Below are 18,819 nucleotides of genomic sequence, written 5' to 3' on the forward strand. Positions count from 1 at the left end.
ATACGCTTTTTCGGTTAATTAAGGTTGTTATTTTAATCTAAATGTTTAGGAGTAAATCCGTCATCACTTAGTTCTCTGTGCTTGTAATCAGCCTTCATTTCAGCCTCATAGTCTGTTTTCTCATGCTGACCCATTCTTCTTAGAATTGAATCAAACAGAGAGTATACTACTGGTACGATGATCAAGGTAAGGAATAGAGACGATGTTAAACCACCGATAACTACCCAAGCCAGACCTTTATTAAATTCAGCTCCTGCTCCACTCGCCAATGCAATTGGCAACATCCCGAAGATCATCGCGATGGTTGTCATAAGAATCGGACGAAGACGAGCATGGTTAGCCTGAATCAAGGCATCGTGTGTATTTGATCCTGCTGCTTTTCTAGCATTGGTAAAGTCAACAATCAGGATCGCATTCTTCGCCACAAGACCAATCAACATGATCATCCCTAACATCGTAAAGATGTTCAGTGAATTTGCTGTTAAGGCAAGGATAACCATAACTCCGATCATCGCAAGCGGAATCGAGAACAATACCACAAACGGATAAACAAAACTGTCATATAAGGAAACCATTACCAGGTAAACCAATACGATAGCCGCCAGTAAGGCAATACCTAAAGTACCGAAACCTTCCTGCTGGTTTTCCATATCACCACTCCAGATGTAATCCACTCCGATAGGTTTTTTATCGCTCTTCATGAACTGGTCTGCCCATTCATTCGCAACATCCCCCACCGGTCTACCTACCGCCTTTGCTCTTACTTTTACGGAAGGTGATTTATCTCTACGCTCAAGTAAGCTTGGTCCTGAACCCATTTTCACTTCTGCAAACTGACTCAAACGAACCTTTTCTCCTCTAGGATTTGTGAACATCAGGTTCTTAACATCATCAATAGACTGTCTGTTCGCATCGCCGAAACGGATATTGATATCATATTCATATTCTCCGGCTCTGTATTTCCCGTCTGTGTTTCCGTTGAATGCTGTCTGCATTGTTTGTCCTACACTTTGAAGATTCAAGCCTAAAGAAGCCATTTTATCTCTGTCTATATTTACCTGAACTTCAGGGTTACCGGTATCTGTTGATAGTTCAGCATCTACTGCTCCGGGAACTTTTTTCAGTAGTTCCAGAATTCTTGTTGCCTCTTTTACTGCTGTAGCATTATCAGGAGCTGTTACAACCATTTCGATCGGTGCATTTTCAGCACCCAGGATACCAATTGGAGCTGTTTTAAACTCAACTCCTGTAAATTTCTCTTCTAATGCTCTTTTTACTTTAGCTGCTTTGATGTTTGTACTTTCAGCACGCTCAGATTTATCAGTAAGGTTTACCTGAACTTCAGACTGATAAGTCGTTGCCTGAGCTCCACCAAAACCTGTTGACTGCTGACCAACAGTGGTAATCAGATCCACAACATCTTTATCATTTCTTAAAAACTTCTCTACATCTAAAGTTAACTGGTTGGTCTTTTCAACGGTCGCATCTTTTGATAATTCCATTTGAACTAAGAACTGACCACGGTCGATTGGAGGGAAGAATTCACCACCAATGAAACCAAATGCTACCAACATGAACGAAGAGATCAGAATAATAAAGGTGATCACTACCGTTGATATCCTTCTTAACGTTGACTTCAGACACCACTCAAGAATGCCTGTGATCCAGTGTGTGAATTTATCAATCAGTCCTTCAAACCAAAGAATGAATTTTTCAAACCAGTTTTTACCTGTTAAGTGCTCCAACTTACCAAATCTTGATGATAACCAAGGGATAATGGTAAATGATGCCAACAATGATAATAAGGTTGCAATAACAACCGTGACGCAAAATTGTCCAAGGATGTTTGCTACAAGACCTGAACTCATTGCAATCGGAAGGAATACCACCACGATTACCAATGTAATTGCAGCAACCGTAAATCCAATTTCAGACGCTCCATCATACGCAGCCCTGATCTTACTTTTACCCATCTCCATGTGACGGTAAATGTTTTCCAACACCACAATCGCATCATCCACAAGGATACCAACCACCAGGGATAGTCCTAATAAACTCATCAGGTTCAGTGTATACCCCATCAGGTTCATTCCAATGAAGGCTGCAATTAACGAAGCCGGAATAGAAACCATTACGATAAAGGCATTTCTGATACTGTGAAGGAATAATAACATCACAATAGCTACAAGTACGATTGCCAGGAACAAGTCAAAAATAACGTGGTTGGCAGATTCAAGAGTAAAATCCGTAGTATCATTCACTACCTTCACTTTTATCCCCTGAACTTTATACGCTTCTTCTACTTTTGCTATGGTTTTCTGAACACTCTCAGATACAGCAACCGCATTCGCATCAGACTGTTTCTTAACCTGCATTAAGATCGTCGGAAACTGGTTAAATCTCGCCACTTTCTCAACATCTTTCTGAGAGTCGAAAACGGTAGCAATATCGGATAAACGAACTTGAGCTCCATCTTTATTGGAAACAACAAGGTTGTTCATTTCCTGGATCGATTTATATTTTCCGGATAATCTGATCGTAGATTTTGTCGTTCTCGATTTCAAACTTCCTGTAGGGAAATCCAGGTTGGATGAAAGGATAGCCTGCTGAACATCTCCGATGGAAAGCCCATAACCCTGCAATTTTTTCTCATCAAGATTCACCTGAATCTCTCTTTCCTGTCCACCTACAAGATCAACCTGCGCTACTCCGTTTACACGGGAGAAAATAGGCTCTATTTTTTTATCTAAAAGGTCATAAAGTTCTTTGTTATTCAATTTATTCGAAGAAACACTCATCGTAATAATAGGTAAATCATCCAATGAGAATTTATTCAGTGAAGGCGGATCTACATCATCCGGAAGGTCTTTAAGAACTGCATTTACTTTACGCTGAGCATCATTCAAAGCATAATCCACATCCGCACCATCGTTCAGCTGAACCATGATCACGGATAAACTTTCATATGAAGAAGACTCTACTTTTTTTACATTTTCCAAAGAACCTACGGCATCTTCAATTTTCCGGGTTACGGAAGTTTCCACCTCTGCAGGCGAAGCTCCCGGATAGGTCGTAGAAATTGTTACCATATTGGTTTCAAACTTCGGAATCAATTCGTATCCCATGAGTGTATAACTCAGGATACCTCCCAGTGTCAGAATTGTAAATAATACAATTACCAACGAGGGTCTTTTGATCGATATTTCTGCTAACTTCATAAGTCTACTACTTTACAATATTGATTTTTGACCCGTTATCCAAGTTGATCTGTCCGCTGGTAATTACCTGTTGACCTTCAGTAAGACCTGTAAGAATCTGTACTTTATCTCCGTACACTTTTCCGATCGTTACTTTGATCAATTTGGCAGTTCCATTTTGAACTATAAACAACTGGCCAGAGCTCACCCCGTTTACAAATGCTTCCGCAGGAACAGTAAGCATGTTCTGAGTTTCAGCTCCGTTGTTTGTTTTGAATACTGCAGTTGCATACATACCGGCTTTCAGGTTTCCTTTGTTCGGAACTTCAATTTCTACCGGGAAATTTAAAGAAGCATCACTTTTAGGAGCAATAAATGTAATTCTTCCACTGAAAGAATCTTCAGGTAGAACATTTACGCTAATTGGAACTACCTGACCTAACTGGATTTTCCCAACCTGGCTTTCATCCACCAGAACGGAAAGTTTTAAGGTATTGATATTAACGATCTCAAACATGGAAGTTCCCACTGAAACTACAGTTCCAGGCTCCACCATTTTTTTATTAATTGTACCGCTGATCCCTGCCCGGATGCTGGTATCATTTACTCTTACACCCTGAGCTTTTACAGCAGCCTGCATATTTTTAAGCTGTAATCTTGAATTATCAAGCTGTTGCTTGGTAACTCCTCCTGTTTTATAAGCATTTTCATAACGCTGATTGTCGATAATTGCGTTTTGTAAGTTATTCTGAGCCTGTGATACATCTACCTCAATAGCATCTCTTTTAATAGTTGCTAAAGTCTGACCTGCAGAAACTCTTGAACCTTCTTTTACTAGAACACTTACAATACGTCCTGCAATTTCAGAAGACTGATTCATTTCCTGCTTTGGAAGAAACGTTCCATTCGCTGAGTAATCCGTATCGATATTTTCTCTCTTTACGGTTACCACATTAACGTTGATCTTATCAACCTGCTTGGCAACTTCTTTTACTTCCTGTGTCTGTTTTTCTTTGTTTCCCGCAATCTTATAAGCTGCTAAACCAATAAGTACAGCCGCTACGATGATATATATTAAAGTTTTTTTCATTTTAGTTTATTATTGGTTTTCTAATGTATTTAATTCTCCTTTAGCTTTGATCAGTTTTATCTCAGCCTGCTTATAATCCAGCAATGCATTCGCATAATTCTGTTTTGCCTGAGTAAGAGCATTTTCAGAATCCAGAACTTCTGTAAGTGTTGCTAAACCATACTGATAATTGGATTGTGTGTTGCTTTGAACCCTTTCTGCCAGTCCTACATTATTCTTCATGCTTTCGATATTGATGATCGCATTTTCCATATTGGAAATAGCATTTTTATAATCCAGGTTCAGGCTAAGCTTAGTTTTCTCAATATCCTGATCCAGATCCTGAATATCGATTTCAGCCTGTTGAATCTGAGCCTTGGTTTGGCCACCCATAAAAATCGGAACTTTAATGGCCAGACCTATGGAAGCAAAATCACTCCAGTTGGTTCCCTGAGAAGATCCTGTGAAATAAGGAAATTTATTTCCTAATCCCTGCCATCCGTAATTGGCTGTTAATCCCACGGTAGGATAAAGATAAGCTTCTGTTGCTTTTTTACTAAACTGTAATAACTCTCTTTGTTTATTTAGTACTTTTAATTCAGATCTTTGTTCCAGGCTCACATTGGTTGCTAAAAGCTGCGGATTGGGTTCGATTGTTTTTTCTTCAAGCTCTATCGGTGTTTCAATAGGAACTCCCATATAAAACTTCAATGAATTTTTAGCCACTTCCACTCCGTTGATCAGCTGTTGCCTGTTCGATCCTATATTATTAAGCTGAACGTTGGTACGGTCCAGGTCTATAGATTTAGCAAGGCCATTATCAACTAAACTTTTGATCACATTTCTTACCCTTTCCGTATTAGCATAACTGGCTTCAATCGTCTTAAGATTTTCTTCCTGAACAAAAACCTGATAATAAGCTGTCGCTACATTTTCAATGATTTGTTCATTGGTCAGCTGTGAATTAAGAATATAAAACTCACGGGTAGATTTAGCCGCTTTTAAACCGATGAATACTCTCTGGTCAAAAATATTCTGGTTAAGCGTTACAGAGTTTACAGACTGCCATTTTGTTCCGAATGTCACCGGAATCATTTGTCCCGGCATTCCTAAAATCTCACCAGGAAGAACAGACTTCTGTAAAATAGGATTAAAAGTATTGCTGATATTAGCACTGATCTGCGGTAAAGCACCGGCTCTGGCTTCATCAATCTTATATTCAGCTTTTTTTACCTGTAAAGCAGCTTTCTTAGCTTCTGCCTTATTTTTCAGGGCCTGCTGAATGGCTTCTTTTAAAGAAACCTGTTGCTGAGCATGTACCGATGAGTAACCGAAAATCATAAATGCTGCAGCTATCCCTATTTTTAGCTTTTGTGCAGTTATACGTTTTCTTTTCATAATTTTATTACTTCGTTTATTTTTTTAATAGATGTTCTTCTTCAAATACTTTATTCCTAAAGGACGGATCATATTTAAAAATACTTTAAGCTTTTAACTAATTTTTAAATAAAATATTCAGTATGATCTCTTTTCTCTCTGATATGATCTTATCAAATTCTTTATCACTGATCATTAGATTCTCCATCAAAAGAGGACGTATTGCGCTGGGAAATACCAATAAAGAAACCATATTCAGAATAAATTGGATAGGTTTCATTCTCTCTATATTTCCTGCTTCCATTTCCGTTTCAATGTCTTCATACATCTTTTTCAAATCATCTTCCTCTATATCCTTCTGATGACAATTCCCTTTATTGATCTGTGAAACAATATAAGTTTCCAGATAAGGATACTGAAGGCTTGTTGATAAGCTGCCTTCTATAAACTGGCTTATTTTCTCTTTAAAAGGCAGATCGGAATTCTGTATAATTTTAGATTTCTCTTGTTCTACTTTTTGCGCTTCATTAAATACAATCTGCATCAGATTATCTCTTGAACGGAAATAGTAATTAATAAGCGTTCTATTCACTCCGGCTTCATCTGCAATCTCTTGCGTAGTAGCATCAAACTTCCCTTTCACAAAGAATAGGTGCTTCGCAGTTTCTTTGATCAATTCTTGTGTTTGGTCTTTTTTTGCTTGATTTGACATTTTTGTTAAACAAATTTGTGCAAATGTAGATCAAATTTTTTTTTTGACAAAATTGTTAAACAAAATAATTAAATGAATCTCATGATTTCCATCATGTTTTAAAACAAACACTTACAGATGAATGATTATTAATCCCGATAAAGTGAGGCGTTTTTATATATTTGCCGGAAATTAATAATAGATGCGGAAAATTTTATTTCTTTTATCAGTGTTCACCTATGGACTCACATTTTCTCAAACCAAAGCTATACAGGATAATCAGTATTTTTTTTACGAAAACAAAGGCCAGATTGTTGATCAGGATGGAAAAGAAAATACTGATGTAAAATATTTGTACAATTCAGCAGGGCTGAATGTTCAACTTCGATCTAATGGGTTTTCTTATGATGTATACGAAACGAAAAAGACATCCAATCCTAATTCCCAAAAATTTAAAAAAGATAAATCTTTAAACGCTAAAACGTATTATGAGGATGAATTCCTTTACGAACATTTATTTCATAGAGTTGATATTGAATTACTAAATTCAAATAAAAGTGTTGCAATTATTGCGGAGGGAAAATCTTATGATTTTGACAATTATTACAACATTCCCAATAATTCTAAAGGAATAACCAATGTACACAGGTTCCAAAAAATAGTATACAAGAATATTTATTCAAATATTGATTTGGTATTTTTTAAACCAAAAGACACTATGAAGCCCATTGAGTACAATTTTATTATCAATCCAGGCGGAAAAATTTCAGATATAAAAATGAAATTTAGTGGGGCTCCAACCTCAATTAAAGATGGTAAGCTTACCTTGGATATGCGTTTTGGAAAAATGCAGGAAAATATTCCCAACAGTTGGATTAAAAACAAGAATATAAATGTAAGTATTCCCGTTTCTTTTAATGATATTGGTAATCAAACTTTTAGCTTTAATACTCCAATTGACATTTCCACTAAAACTATTATCATTGATCCGGTTCCAACAAGAATCTGGGGAAGCCATGCGGGTGGAACAGGTGATGATTATGGTAGAATAAAAACTGATAGTCAAAATAAGGGTTACTTATTTGGTACCACCAGTAGCTATACTAATTTTGCTACTTCAGGTACCTATCAACAGAATCTTGCCGGTGGACTTGACTCTTTTTTAATGAAGTTGACGCCAAGCGGACAAAGACTTTGGGGAACATATTATGGTTTTGGAATGACTGATGTTTTCATGGATGTTGATTTTGACGAAGATTTTAGTATTTATGCCGGGGGAACTATTCAAAGAGGACCATACAATGAAAATATTGTTTTAGTAAAATTTGACAATAATGGCGCTCTTGTCTTTCAAAAAGAATTTGTTTCCAGCAGACAAGACAAGCTTTATTCCGTTTCTTATAATCAAAATAAGATATATATCGGAGGAGATGCTTTCAGTTCTGATTTCCCAACTGTGAATGCAATGCAACCAACAAAATCTACACCTCTTGGATATACAGATGGAATTTTAGCCTCTTTAAATTCAACAACAGGTAATGTAGATTGGGCAACTTATTTTGGGCAAAGTGATGGTTCAACTTCTATTTTCCATATTTTTTCTTCAAACAATGATCTTGAAATAATTGGAGCTACACAATCTTCAAATATCCCCATGATTAATGCCTTTCAATCTATAAAAGGTGGAGAATCAGACGGAATCTATATTAAATTATCGAAACAAGGAAACACCATTCTTCGATCAAGCTATTATGGAAACGCAGGATCTGAACTTGTGTTAAAAGCAAGAATTGTAAATAATATTTTAATTCTTCCGGGAAAATATACTACAACTGCTTTTCCTCAGGGGCAGCCAGGAATTTGGCGTGTTAACCTTGCGAATAATACCGTTACAAAAAACTACTTTAATTTTCATGGAGATCCTCAATTATTGGCATATCCTGACACTTCGGGAAATGTTTTCTTCACAGGTTTACATTTCAATGGCCTTCCGGATATATCGACTCCCGGTGCCTATATGGGAATGCCGGCACAATATAATTCTACATTTTTAATTAAATATAACCAAAATGATGTAAAGGAATGGGGTACTTATTATACAGGAAATGGTGCGACACAACAAGGAGAGGTAACAAAAGATAATGATGATGCGATTTATTTAACAGGAATGTCAGGTGGAAATACATCAGGTATCGCAACCCCTGGAACATTTCAGCAATTACCTGGTGGTGGAAACGATATTTTTATTGCTAAATTTAAGGATTGTACATCAGCCGCTACAGTAACCTCAAACTCTCCTGTTTGTATCAATTCATCCATCCAATTACATGCAACCGGGGGAACAACATATAGCTGGACCGGACCTAATGGATTTAGTTCTACCCAACAAAATCCTGTTATTTCAAATGCTACAGCGGCTAATGCAGGGACATATATTTGTCAGGTATCAGGGTCAGGCGGTTGTGACGGAAGCTTCACTGTAAATGTAATCGTAGGAGATACTGTTGCACCGGTTCCAAATATTGCCAATATGCCGGATGTCACAGGAGATTGCCATACTGTAATTTCAACTTTCCCAACAGCAACTGATAATTGCGCAGGAATTATTACAGCAACCACCACAGATCCGCTTTCTTATTCTGTTCCGGGAACTTATATAATCCACTGGACATATAATGATGGTCATGGAAATACGGCAACACAAAACCAAAATGTAATTATAACCTCTCCGGCTCTCCCTGCAACACAAAATTTACAACAAACATTTTGCGCTACTAATCAGCCAAAAGTTTCAGATATTCAGATCATTGGTCAGAATATAAAATGGTATGATGCATCAGGAAACCTTTTACCTTTAAATACAGGGCTTGTAAGCGGGCAAACCTATTATGCTTCACAAACCATTAACAACTGTGAAAGCAACAAAATAGCAATTCAGGTGACGGTTAATTCCACTCCTAAGCCAGCAGCAAATGCTACTCAGGATTTTTGTGCCTCTGCCAATCCTACGTTAGCTAATCTGGCTGTTACGGGAGCATCACTTGTGTTTTACAATGCGGGAGGGAATATTTTACCTCTCAGTACACCGCTGGTACATGGACAAACATATTTTGTCACTCAAACATTGAACGGGTGCAAATCTGAAAAGCAATCCATAGCTGTTACATTGTCCATCAATAATGTTCCGGCTCAGGATGTCACAGATGCTTTATGCAATACTTCTACCGGAACAACAATGGCTATTAATCTTCATTCGTATGAAGGAAATATTATTTCTAACCCGCAAAACTACACTTTTACTTATACAGATAGTGCAGGAAATACGATTCCAAATCCTTCAGTTTATATGATGAGCATTGGCTCAAGTATTATTCATGTAAAAGTATCTACCCCCGATGGCTGTTTTATAGTGATACGATTAAGCTTAACATTAAATCCAAAGCCTAAAATCAGTCTTCCAGAAAACATTGATTTTTGCAAGGGAAAAACATTAACACTCGATGCAGGAAGCGGATTTGCTTCTTATCTATGGAATACAGGAGCTACAACACAGACAATTATAGTATCCGTTCCCGGAAACTATTCTGTGAAAGTAACCAACAGTTTCGGATGTGAAAGCATTGCAAATACGCAGGTTAGCTATTCTGTTTTAGCTGAGATCGTTTCTGTAACAATTGCTAATAGTTCTGCAACTGTTTTACTTTCAGCTAGTGGAAACTATGAATATTCACTTGATAATGTGACATGGCAGGATTCCAATGTCTTTAATAATTTAAGCATGGGAGAATATACTGTTTATGTAAGAACAAAATCAGGTTGTATCATTGGCCAGAAAAACTTTTCTATCTTCAATATTCCTAATGCAATTACTCCTAATGGTGATGGGATCAACGATAAATGGAAGATAAGAGGCCTTGAAAATTATACAGGAACTGAAGTAGGCATCTATGATAGAAGAGGTATTCCGGTATTCAAAGATATCATCAGTAAAAAACCTTTTGAATGGGACGGAAAATACAATTCATTACCATTGCCTACAGGAAGTTATTGGTACATTATAAAGGTTTCGGATGGGCGATTATACAATGGTTGGATATTGATTAAGAACAGAGAATAAAAACAAAAAAACGAGCAGAAAATTCTGCTCGTTTTATATTTATAATAATCTGATCTTATCCTCCATAATATCGATGATCTTATCTTTATAAAGACCTCCGATTGCTTTCTTGAAGTTCTTTTTACTCATCTGGATTTCACCTTTGATCTCCTCTGGAGTAGATTTATCAGATAGATAAAGAAGACCATAGTTCTCCTCTAATTTGGTAAGGATTTTTTGCTTAAACTCATCAATATTTTCAAAACCTTCAGGCTGTAAGGAAACGTCAATCTTACCGTCTTCACGAATGGCTTTAATGTATCCTTTTTCTTCAGATAGCGGATATAATTTCTTGAAAACATCAGAAGCATAGATCAATCCTATATATTTTTTATTAATAACAACATTCCACCCCAGTTCACTTTCATTCATCATGATCAGATCTACTTTATCCCCTTTCTGGAAGGGCAGATTTTCATATTGAGGATTCCTTTTAAACTTTGTTGTTCCTGTGATCAGTTCCAGATCCTCATCTACATAAAGATATACCAGATATCTCTTGCCTTCAATAATTTTGGATTTTTGTTGCTTATAAGGAATGAATAAATCTTTAATAATTCCCCAATCCATAAAAGCACCACTAGGTAAACTCTGAACACTTGTCATTACTGCATACTCTCCTACTTCAGCCAATGGAATTTCAGTAGTGGCTTTTAATTTACCATCATCCTGATACACAAAAACTTCAATTTCATCCTCAATTTCCTTATCTTCCTGAGCGAAAACCTTTGGTAAAAAAGCCTTTTCACCCGATTCATCGATCAGGATCCATCCTGAATTATTTTTTTCTGAAATTTTTAAAGTTTGAGTTCTTCCGAGTTGCATTGATGATAAAATTAGTCTGCAAAGGTACGGAAATATAAAATGACTCCTTCAGAAATAATTCCGTCAGCTTCTATTTCCCTGAATTTCCTGATTTAATTTTATTAATCAGACCCAATATTCCTTTACCAGTTTATATTTATAAAGAGGTCTATTTTAAAAGAGAACTTAGCTACAAAGTTGATTATTCATCGACCGGTTATTAAGTTGTCTGAAAACGAATCCGGATTTCGTTCAGCTTGTTATACATTGTGCTTAATAATTGATCCGAAAGCTTGTCAAGATTAAAATGTGTGGCCAGGATAAACCTTAGTTGATCAGGCTCAGTAATTTCAAGACTTTCTTTTCTTCCATCATTTCCGCGTATAGTGAATGCATGATTAAAAAGGGAATATCTGGATTTTTCATCTACACTGGAAATCATAAGAGATTTACCAAATACAGAATCAGGTCCAGTAGCCACAAACCAATTTGCCATTTCCAGGTCAGGCTTCTCCACTTCTTCAAGTGAAAATTTATAGATCGGAAGCCATTCTTCCTTCAAAACCTCCAACTGATAAAAAATGTCATTGTTTACCAATCGAAACACTCCATTTGGAGTTTCCTGCTCTATATTTGCCTGAAGTAATATGGGTGAAGTAAGCGTCATTGAACCGAAACCCACGTCTACAAGGTATTTTAGACCCTTAATATCCGTAGTGAGCATCATGTGTGATCTTGCCGTTGCTTTACCATTGGCACTATTCCACAGGACTCTGGCCAGATGCATTTTGATAGTAAACCCTAAGTTCGTCAGGATATTTTTAAACAGTATATTTTGTTCATAACAGTATCCACCTCTTTGAAGTGTAACCAGTTTATGGAAAATGGCACCTATGTCTAAAGAAGGAACGATGCCCATGAAAGAATCAATATTTTCAAATACAATATGTTTAGGATGCAACTGATGTAATTTCTGCAAGCCTTTCAGCTCGCCGTTATCTTCATGGTTCCAGTACGTTCCCAACCGTTTTAAATACAATTCCAATTCTGATCTTTCCATAATTTAAATTTAAAATTTGTCTAGATGCTTATTATGAGTTTGCTATATATTCCATTAATTCCCGCTTACTGCTTTCGAAATCAAAAGCATCATACACCATGAAATACCTGTTCTTATCTGCACATTTTCGGTACATGGATTTCGCCAGGGTCAATTTATTCTTATCAAAACTCAACGATTTTACAAGATCCCTTATCTGCTGTGAAGTAAAAAAAGAAGTACGCATCTGCTGATTAATCAATGCTATTTTACCGTCATCAAATTTCTCATTATTCTGAAGCATTTCAAAAAATTGGCTGAATGTGCGGGCATCCATAGTATTGCCTGGTTGATTCCAGTTTCCGGATTGATTACCATAAGGATTATTCCATATATCATTCCAGTCGTTGAAGCCATAAGATCCGTCCTGAACCGGGTAAGAATCCAATAAATATAAACCTTCATTGGTAAAAAAATCGAGTACCATTCTGTTGTTATTCCTTAACATCAGAGTCGATCTGTAAATTAAAAATCCATTATCATAAATTGATATGGGCATTCTCCCGGATTGCAAATCAAAGAAACGGTATTTTCCGGAATTATTTGAAATGGATTGATCACCAAGTTCAACAGTGAAATATCCCAGTTCAGGAATCCTCAGAAAAACTTCTGCATATCCATAATTTTGGTTCCAATGATAATTGGGATTTTTAAAACCATTATTTTGATTACCGTTTCGAAATCCGGAATTGCTTTTAGTAGTATTATTTTTAGTAGTATTATTTTGTTGATTTCCTTTGGCCGCTGAAGATTTCATTTCAGTCACAGAAGCTTCATTTTTTAACAGTTCTCCTGCTTTTCCAGCTTCCTGAGCAAAAGAATAAATTCCGGTAAACATCGCTAAACCAATAAATATATTTTTCATTATTTTACTTTTATATCAGCATCTCTATTTTTATGCCAAAAAAAAGAGAAACCAAGTTTTGGTTTCTCTTTTTATATCAATTTTGAAATTTTTAATCTTTCAGTAAATACTACATATGAATTGGTCTCTTCCCTGTAGCATCCAATGCCGCTTCTTTAACAGCCTCAGCATACGTTGGGTGAGCATGAGAACTTCTTGCAATATCTTCTGCACTTGCACGGAATTCCATAGCAATTACACCTTCAGCAATTAAATCTGCGGCTCTTGCTCCGATGATATGCATTCCTAAAACCTCATCTGTCTTCTCATCAGCAATGATTTTTACCAATCCGTCAATATCACCACTTGCACGGCTTCTTCCTAATGCTCTCATTGGGAATGAACCCACTTTAATAGCAACACCTTCTTCTTTTAACTGCTCTTCAGTTTTACCAACTCCGGCAACTTCAGGCCATGTATATACTACACCAGGAATAAGATTGTAGTTGATGTGTGGCTTTTGACCTGCTAAAGTTTCAGCAACAAATACGCCTTCTTCTTCAGCTTTATGCGCTAACATAGCTCCTTTAACCACATCTCCGATCGCATAAATATTGGCAACATTGGTCTGTAAATGATCATTTACCTTTACTCTGCCTCTTTCATCAAGTTCTACTCCAGCCTTCTCAAGACCTAAACCATCTGTATAAGGCTTTCTACCCACAGAAACCAAACAATAGTCTCCTTCAACAGTAATTTCCTCTCCTTTTTTATCTTTAGCTGTAATTTTTACAGAGTCTCCATTTCTCTCAACAGCAGAAACAGCAGTAGAAAGCATGAATTTCATTCCCTGCTTCTTAAGAACTTTCAGTAATTCCTTACTTAATGCTCCATCCATTCCAGGAATGATCTTATCCATAAATTCAACAACAGTAACCTGAGATCCTAATCTTAAATATACTGAACCTAGCTCAAGACCGATTACACCACCTCCGATAACTACCAAGTGCTTAGGAATTTCTTTAAGATTCAAAGCTTCAGTAGAAGTAATTACTCTTTCCTTGTCAAGCGTAATAAAAGGCAATGAAGACGGCTTGGAACCTGTTGCAATGATTGTATATTTGGAATCGATAGTTTCTGAAGAACCATCTTTCTTGCTGATTTTAATCTGAGTAGCTGATTCAAAACTTCCAACACCTTCAAAAACAGTAATTTTGTTTTTGCTCATCAGATAGTTGATCCCATCTGTATTTTGCTTTACCACTTCATTTTTACGCTCGATAATTCTTGCAATATCTACTTGAGGATCATTGATAATGATTCCGTGACCTGCAAAATTATGTTTTGCGTTTTCGAAATGCTCGGAACTATCTAAAAGTGCTTTAGAAGGAATACATCCAACGTTAAGACAAGTTCCGCCTAAAGTTGAATATTTTTCAATAATTGCTGTTTTGAAGCCTAATTGCGCAGCACGAATTGCAGCAACATAACCACCAGGACCAGAACCTATTACGGTAACATCGAATTGACTCATGTTATTTTATGAATTTGTTTATTATTATCTATCTTAAGTCTTACAAATTTAATGATAAATTACCAAGCACCAAAGTGAGTTTTATCAATTTTAGAATTGATAACAGGACATCCTATCTTTTACAGGAGTTACTTCAATAGTTTGATATTTTCTTCATTTCCTTCTTTTAAATAAATTGCTGAAAAAATGAGTGGTTTTTCAGCTGATGCATTATCAAAATGAAGAATTTTAACGTTTTTTGGTTCATAAAAAGCATCCCCCTCATGGAGTATTATTTTTTGCTGTCCTTCTATCTGAAAAACAGCATCTCCTGATTTTATTATTCCCAATACCGGACAAGGATGCAGATGCTCCGGTGCCGCTATGCCTGCAGCTATTGTGACCTCCTGAATTTCCGCAGTTTTAACTTTCTGATCAAGACCTGTTTTTAGCAACTCTTTTCTGGAAAGCTGGGTGTTCTGAGCCATAAGAGCTACAGAATTCACCATCAAAATAGCTATTGCAAACGATTTAATTATTTTCTCCATGATTACCTTTGGTTTAATAATTAGTAATTAGCCTATTAACAATTTTTGTTATGAACTACGAACTACATCCAACAGAAGTTTTTCGTATTTATCGAGAATAATATTCTTGGAAAACCTTGATTTAATAGAACTTTTAATGGCTTCTTTATCATAGGTCTGATGCAGGATACTCATGATCTTTTGAGAAAAATCTTCGTGATTATTGATATCCGAAATCTCACCGTTTACCTGATGTTGGATGATTTCATTAATACCTCCGGGACAGTTGTTAGCAAGAGCGTAAGTTCCACAAGCACCGGCTTCCAATAACACATTAGGAAATCCCTCATATCTTGAAGAAAGAATGAAAAGGTCCGCGTATTTTAAGTATTGATAAGGATTCTCCTGTCTTCCATGGAAAAATACATGTTTTAATCCCAGAAAATCTTTCATCTGATGCAGGATTTCTTTGTCTTTTCCGTCCCCCAGAATATGGAGCAGAATATTTTCATTTTTTAATCGGGAAAAAACTTTCAGCAAGTTATCGAATCCTTTTCTTGAAGATAAATTTCCAATGGCCACAACATTTTTGTAATTGTACGCAAAGCATTCCGGCTTTTGGGAAACGGCAAGTTTCTGATTGATAAAATCAAAATCCACCGGATTATTGATCTTCACAATCTTATCCGATTTTATATTAAAGTTCTTCATCAGATCCCTCATCATGTCATCACTTTGTGCGATGATCCGTTGATAGCTATTATAAAAATTATAAAAGAATTTAATTTCTTTCCGCGTCACATGCTCACTTACCACATTTGTTTCTCTGGCAATGAACTTCGTCCTTGGAAAAAGCTTTATAAACAATGATAAATATGCATTTACCTCACCAAATCCTGAAAATACAATATCAGGTTTCCTTTTATAGATCTCCGATAAAATAGGCTTTAATGAATGTCTGATTCTTTCTGTATTGATATCAATAATTTCAACATCTTTTTCAAGAAAGCTAAGATAACCTCCTTGTTTCCGTAAAAGCAAAATCTTAGGTTCAAAACGATCCCGTGAAAGATGATTTGCAATTGTGGTAATAATTCTTTCTGCACCTCCGGTTTCCAAATCCGGCAGAATAAAAATAACAGAAATCTTTTTCATCATTGTAAAAGAACCTTACCCATGATCGGATAAGGTTCATATTTTTAATTTAATTAGCTACGTCACTAATGAATTTTATCCTTAACATTCTGACCTCTTCATCAGAAAGCTCATCTCCGAATTCATCCAGCAATACTTTCATGCTATCGCTTTCAGAATCATTCATGAATTCCATGAAGCCATCTACAATATCTTCATCGAAATTATCTTCAATATAGTAATCAATATTCAGCTTCGTTCCCTGGTATACAATACTTTCCATTTCTTTCAACAATTCATTCATTGTTAAATTTTTGGCTCTTGCAATATCCTCAAGATCGATCTTCTTATCGGTACTCTGAATAATAAATACTTTGTGGCTCGATTTATTCGCTACCTGTTTCAGTACCATATCCTGAGTACGTTCAATATTATGGTCTTCAACATAGGTTTTTATGTAGTCGGCAAATTCCTTTCCATACTTTTTGGCTTTTCCTTCCCCTACTCCATAAATCTTGGCAATTTCCTCCACTGTGATCGGATACTGAACCGTCATGTCTTCCAAACTAGGATCCATGAATACCGTATAAGGAGGAATTCCGTATTTTTTAGCTACTTTTTTCCTCAGTTCCTTTAAAAGACCAAATAAATTCTGGTCCAGTCCTCCTCCGGATTGCATCTGCACCTGATCACTTTCCGCTTTTGACTGTGTAAGGTCAAATTCGCGGTCTTCTGCTATCATAAACACGTGATCTAAATTATGGTCCAGAACCTGTAGGCCTTTATCCGTAATCTTTAAAACACCGTACGTTTCAATATCTTTTTGCAGAAAATTCTGAACAGTAGCCTGTCTTAAGATCGTTTTCCAATAGTTATCTTTCTGATCTTTCCCGAAACCGAAATATGAACTTTGTTCAAGCTTGTACGATTTGGTGACAGCACTTTCTTTTCCCGAGATCACAGAGATCAGGTCTTTGGATTTAAACTTTTCTCCAGTTTCCCTGATCAGTTCCAGAACTTTCTTCAGATCTTTTGTAGCATCCTTTAATTTTGGAGGGTTTGATGCATTATCACACATTTTAGCTCCTTCTCCATTAACAGGATCAAAAGCTTCACCAAAGTAATACAAAATATACTGTCTCCGGCTCATGGATGTTTCAGCATAACCTACCACTTCATTTAAAAGTTGTAATCCGATTTCCCTTTCTGAAACCGGCTTTTGAGCAAGGAACTTTTCAAGCTTTTCGATATCTTTCGGATCATAAAAGGCTAAGCAGTGTCCTTCTCCACCGTCTCTTCCTGCGCGTCCCGTTTCCTGGTAGTAACTCTCTAATGACTTCGGAAAATCGTAATGGATTACAAACCGCACATCCGGTTTATCAATTCCCATCCCAAAAGCAATGGTTGCAACAATAACATCAGCATCCTCCATGAGGAATTTATCCTGATTAGCCACTCTTACCTTCTGGTCAAGACCGGCGTGATATGGTAATGCATTGATTCCATTCACTTGTAAAAGCTGCGCAAATTCCTCTACTTTTCTCCTGCTTAAACAATATATAATTCCTGATTTTCCCTTATGCTGATTAATAAATTTTACGATTTCAAGATCTACATTGACTTTCGGGCGTACTTCGTAGTATAAATTAGCACGGTTGAAGCTTTCCTTAAATACCAATGCATTCGTCATTCCCAATGTTTTCTGGATATCATCCTGAACCTTAGGAGTTGCCGTGGCTGTAAGTGCAATAACGGGAACGTCGGCAATTTTATCGATAATCAATTTCAGATTTCTGTATTCCGGTCTGAAATCGTGTCCCCACTCTGAAATACAGTGAGCCTCGTCAATAGCAAAGAATGAAATTTTAACTTCCTTAAGGAAATCCAGATAATCTTCTTTAATTAATGATTCAGGAGCAACATAAAGTAATTTTGTCTTCCCGCTTTTAATATCATCAAAGACCTGCTTGGTTTGGGTTTTATTTAATGATGAATTTAAAACATGTGCTACTCCATCATCAGATGAAAGACCATTTACGGCATCTACCTGATTCTTCATTAATGCGATTAAGGGAGAAACTACAATCGCCGTCCCTTCAGAAATGAGTGCCGGAAGTTGGTAACATAATGACTTACCTCCTCCTGTCGGCATCAAAACAAATATATCCTTCCCTTGTAACAGATTTTCTATAATTTGTTCTTGTTGACCTTTAAAAGTAGAAAACCCGAAATACTTTTTCAATTCGCCCGATAAATTGGCTTTTTTTGCGCTCATCTAATTTTCTATTGCTAAATTTGCATCTAATCCAAAGTTATAAAATTTTTGCTTATAATAAAAGCGAACGAATTTATAAAAAATAAAATTTATATTAAATATTCTTTTTAAAGTATAAATTTATATCGGGAGA

At 36.3% G+C, this 18,819-nt stretch carries 12 protein-coding genes; 1 reads left to right on the top strand and 11 read right to left on the bottom strand.

All coding sequences use genetic code 11. The annotated features are described in order from the left end of the window. Window positions 1-32 precede the first annotated feature (32 nt). The 4 genes from ACNFU2_RS05290 to ACNFU2_RS05305 form a co-directional block, all read right to left on the bottom strand. Window positions 33-3,218, bottom strand: coding sequence for an efflux RND transporter permease subunit (locus ACNFU2_RS05290; RefSeq protein WP_418124033.1), 3,186 nt, complete (start codon window positions 3,216-3,218; stop codon window positions 33-35). A 7-nt stretch (window positions 3,219-3,225) separates the two neighbouring features. Further along, window positions 3,226-4,287: an efflux RND transporter periplasmic adaptor subunit gene (locus ACNFU2_RS05295; RefSeq protein ID WP_172278619.1), complete on the bottom strand. Its 1,062-nt coding sequence runs from the start codon at window positions 4,285-4,287 to the stop codon at window positions 3,226-3,228. A 9-nt stretch (window positions 4,288-4,296) separates the two neighbouring features. Then, on the bottom strand, window positions 4,297-5,664 hold the full coding sequence (locus ACNFU2_RS05300) for a TolC family protein (protein WP_172278621.1): 1,368 nt from the start codon (window positions 5,662-5,664) through the stop codon (window positions 4,297-4,299). 97 nt (window positions 5,665-5,761) lie between these two features. Then, window positions 5,762-6,355, bottom strand: a complete 594-nt coding sequence (locus ACNFU2_RS05305) for a TetR/AcrR family transcriptional regulator (protein ID WP_172278623.1) — start codon at window positions 6,353-6,355, stop codon at window positions 5,762-5,764. Between the two features lie 181 nt (window positions 6,356-6,536). Here ACNFU2_RS05305 and ACNFU2_RS05310 point away from each other — a divergent pair, with 181 nt between their 5' ends. Further along, window positions 6,537-10,451: a T9SS type B sorting domain-containing protein gene (locus tag ACNFU2_RS05310; protein WP_418124036.1), complete on the top strand. Its 3,915-nt coding sequence runs from the start codon at window positions 6,537-6,539 to the stop codon at window positions 10,449-10,451. Between the two features lie 39 nt (window positions 10,452-10,490). On the opposite strand, the gene ACNFU2_RS05315 is transcribed toward ACNFU2_RS05310, so the two are convergent. From ACNFU2_RS05315 to recQ, 7 genes are all read right to left on the bottom strand, one after another. After that, entirely contained in the window at window positions 10,491-11,315 is an 825-nt protein-coding gene (locus ACNFU2_RS05315; protein WP_273648231.1) for a S1 RNA-binding domain-containing protein, read from the bottom strand. A gap of 199 nt (window positions 11,316-11,514) precedes the next feature. Further along, window positions 11,515-12,354 (bottom strand): arylamine N-acetyltransferase family protein, encoded by an 840-nt coding sequence (locus ACNFU2_RS05320; protein ID WP_418124038.1) that lies wholly within the window; start codon window positions 12,352-12,354, stop codon window positions 11,515-11,517. A 31-nt stretch (window positions 12,355-12,385) separates the two neighbouring features. Continuing rightward, window positions 12,386-13,258 (bottom strand): DUF4476 domain-containing protein, encoded by an 873-nt coding sequence (locus tag ACNFU2_RS05325; protein WP_273648233.1) that lies wholly within the window; start codon window positions 13,256-13,258, stop codon window positions 12,386-12,388. 109 nt (window positions 13,259-13,367) lie between these two features. Then, window positions 13,368-14,771 carry a dihydrolipoyl dehydrogenase gene (gene lpdA / locus ACNFU2_RS05330; protein ID WP_273648234.1) on the bottom strand — a complete coding sequence of 468 codons (1,404 nt, stop codon included), beginning with the start codon at window positions 14,769-14,771 and terminating at the stop codon, window positions 13,368-13,370. Window positions 14,772-14,899: 128 nt separating this feature from the next. Then, window positions 14,900-15,298, bottom strand: a complete 399-nt coding sequence (locus tag ACNFU2_RS05335; protein WP_273648235.1) for a cupin domain-containing protein — start codon at window positions 15,296-15,298, stop codon at window positions 14,900-14,902. A 48-nt stretch (window positions 15,299-15,346) separates the two neighbouring features. Further along, window positions 15,347-16,432, bottom strand: coding sequence for a glycosyltransferase (locus ACNFU2_RS05340; protein WP_273651050.1), 1,086 nt, complete (start codon window positions 16,430-16,432; stop codon window positions 15,347-15,349). A 49-nt stretch (window positions 16,433-16,481) separates the two neighbouring features. Beyond that, window positions 16,482-18,686, bottom strand: coding sequence for a DNA helicase RecQ (gene recQ / locus ACNFU2_RS05345; RefSeq protein ID WP_172278637.1), 2,205 nt, complete (start codon window positions 18,684-18,686; stop codon window positions 16,482-16,484). Window positions 18,687-18,819: the final 133 nt, after the last annotated feature.

The sequence above is a fragment of the Chryseobacterium sp. PTM-20240506 genome (genome assembly GCF_048296755.1).
Lineage (GTDB): Bacteria > Bacteroidota > Bacteroidia > Flavobacteriales > Weeksellaceae > Chryseobacterium > Chryseobacterium proteolyticum.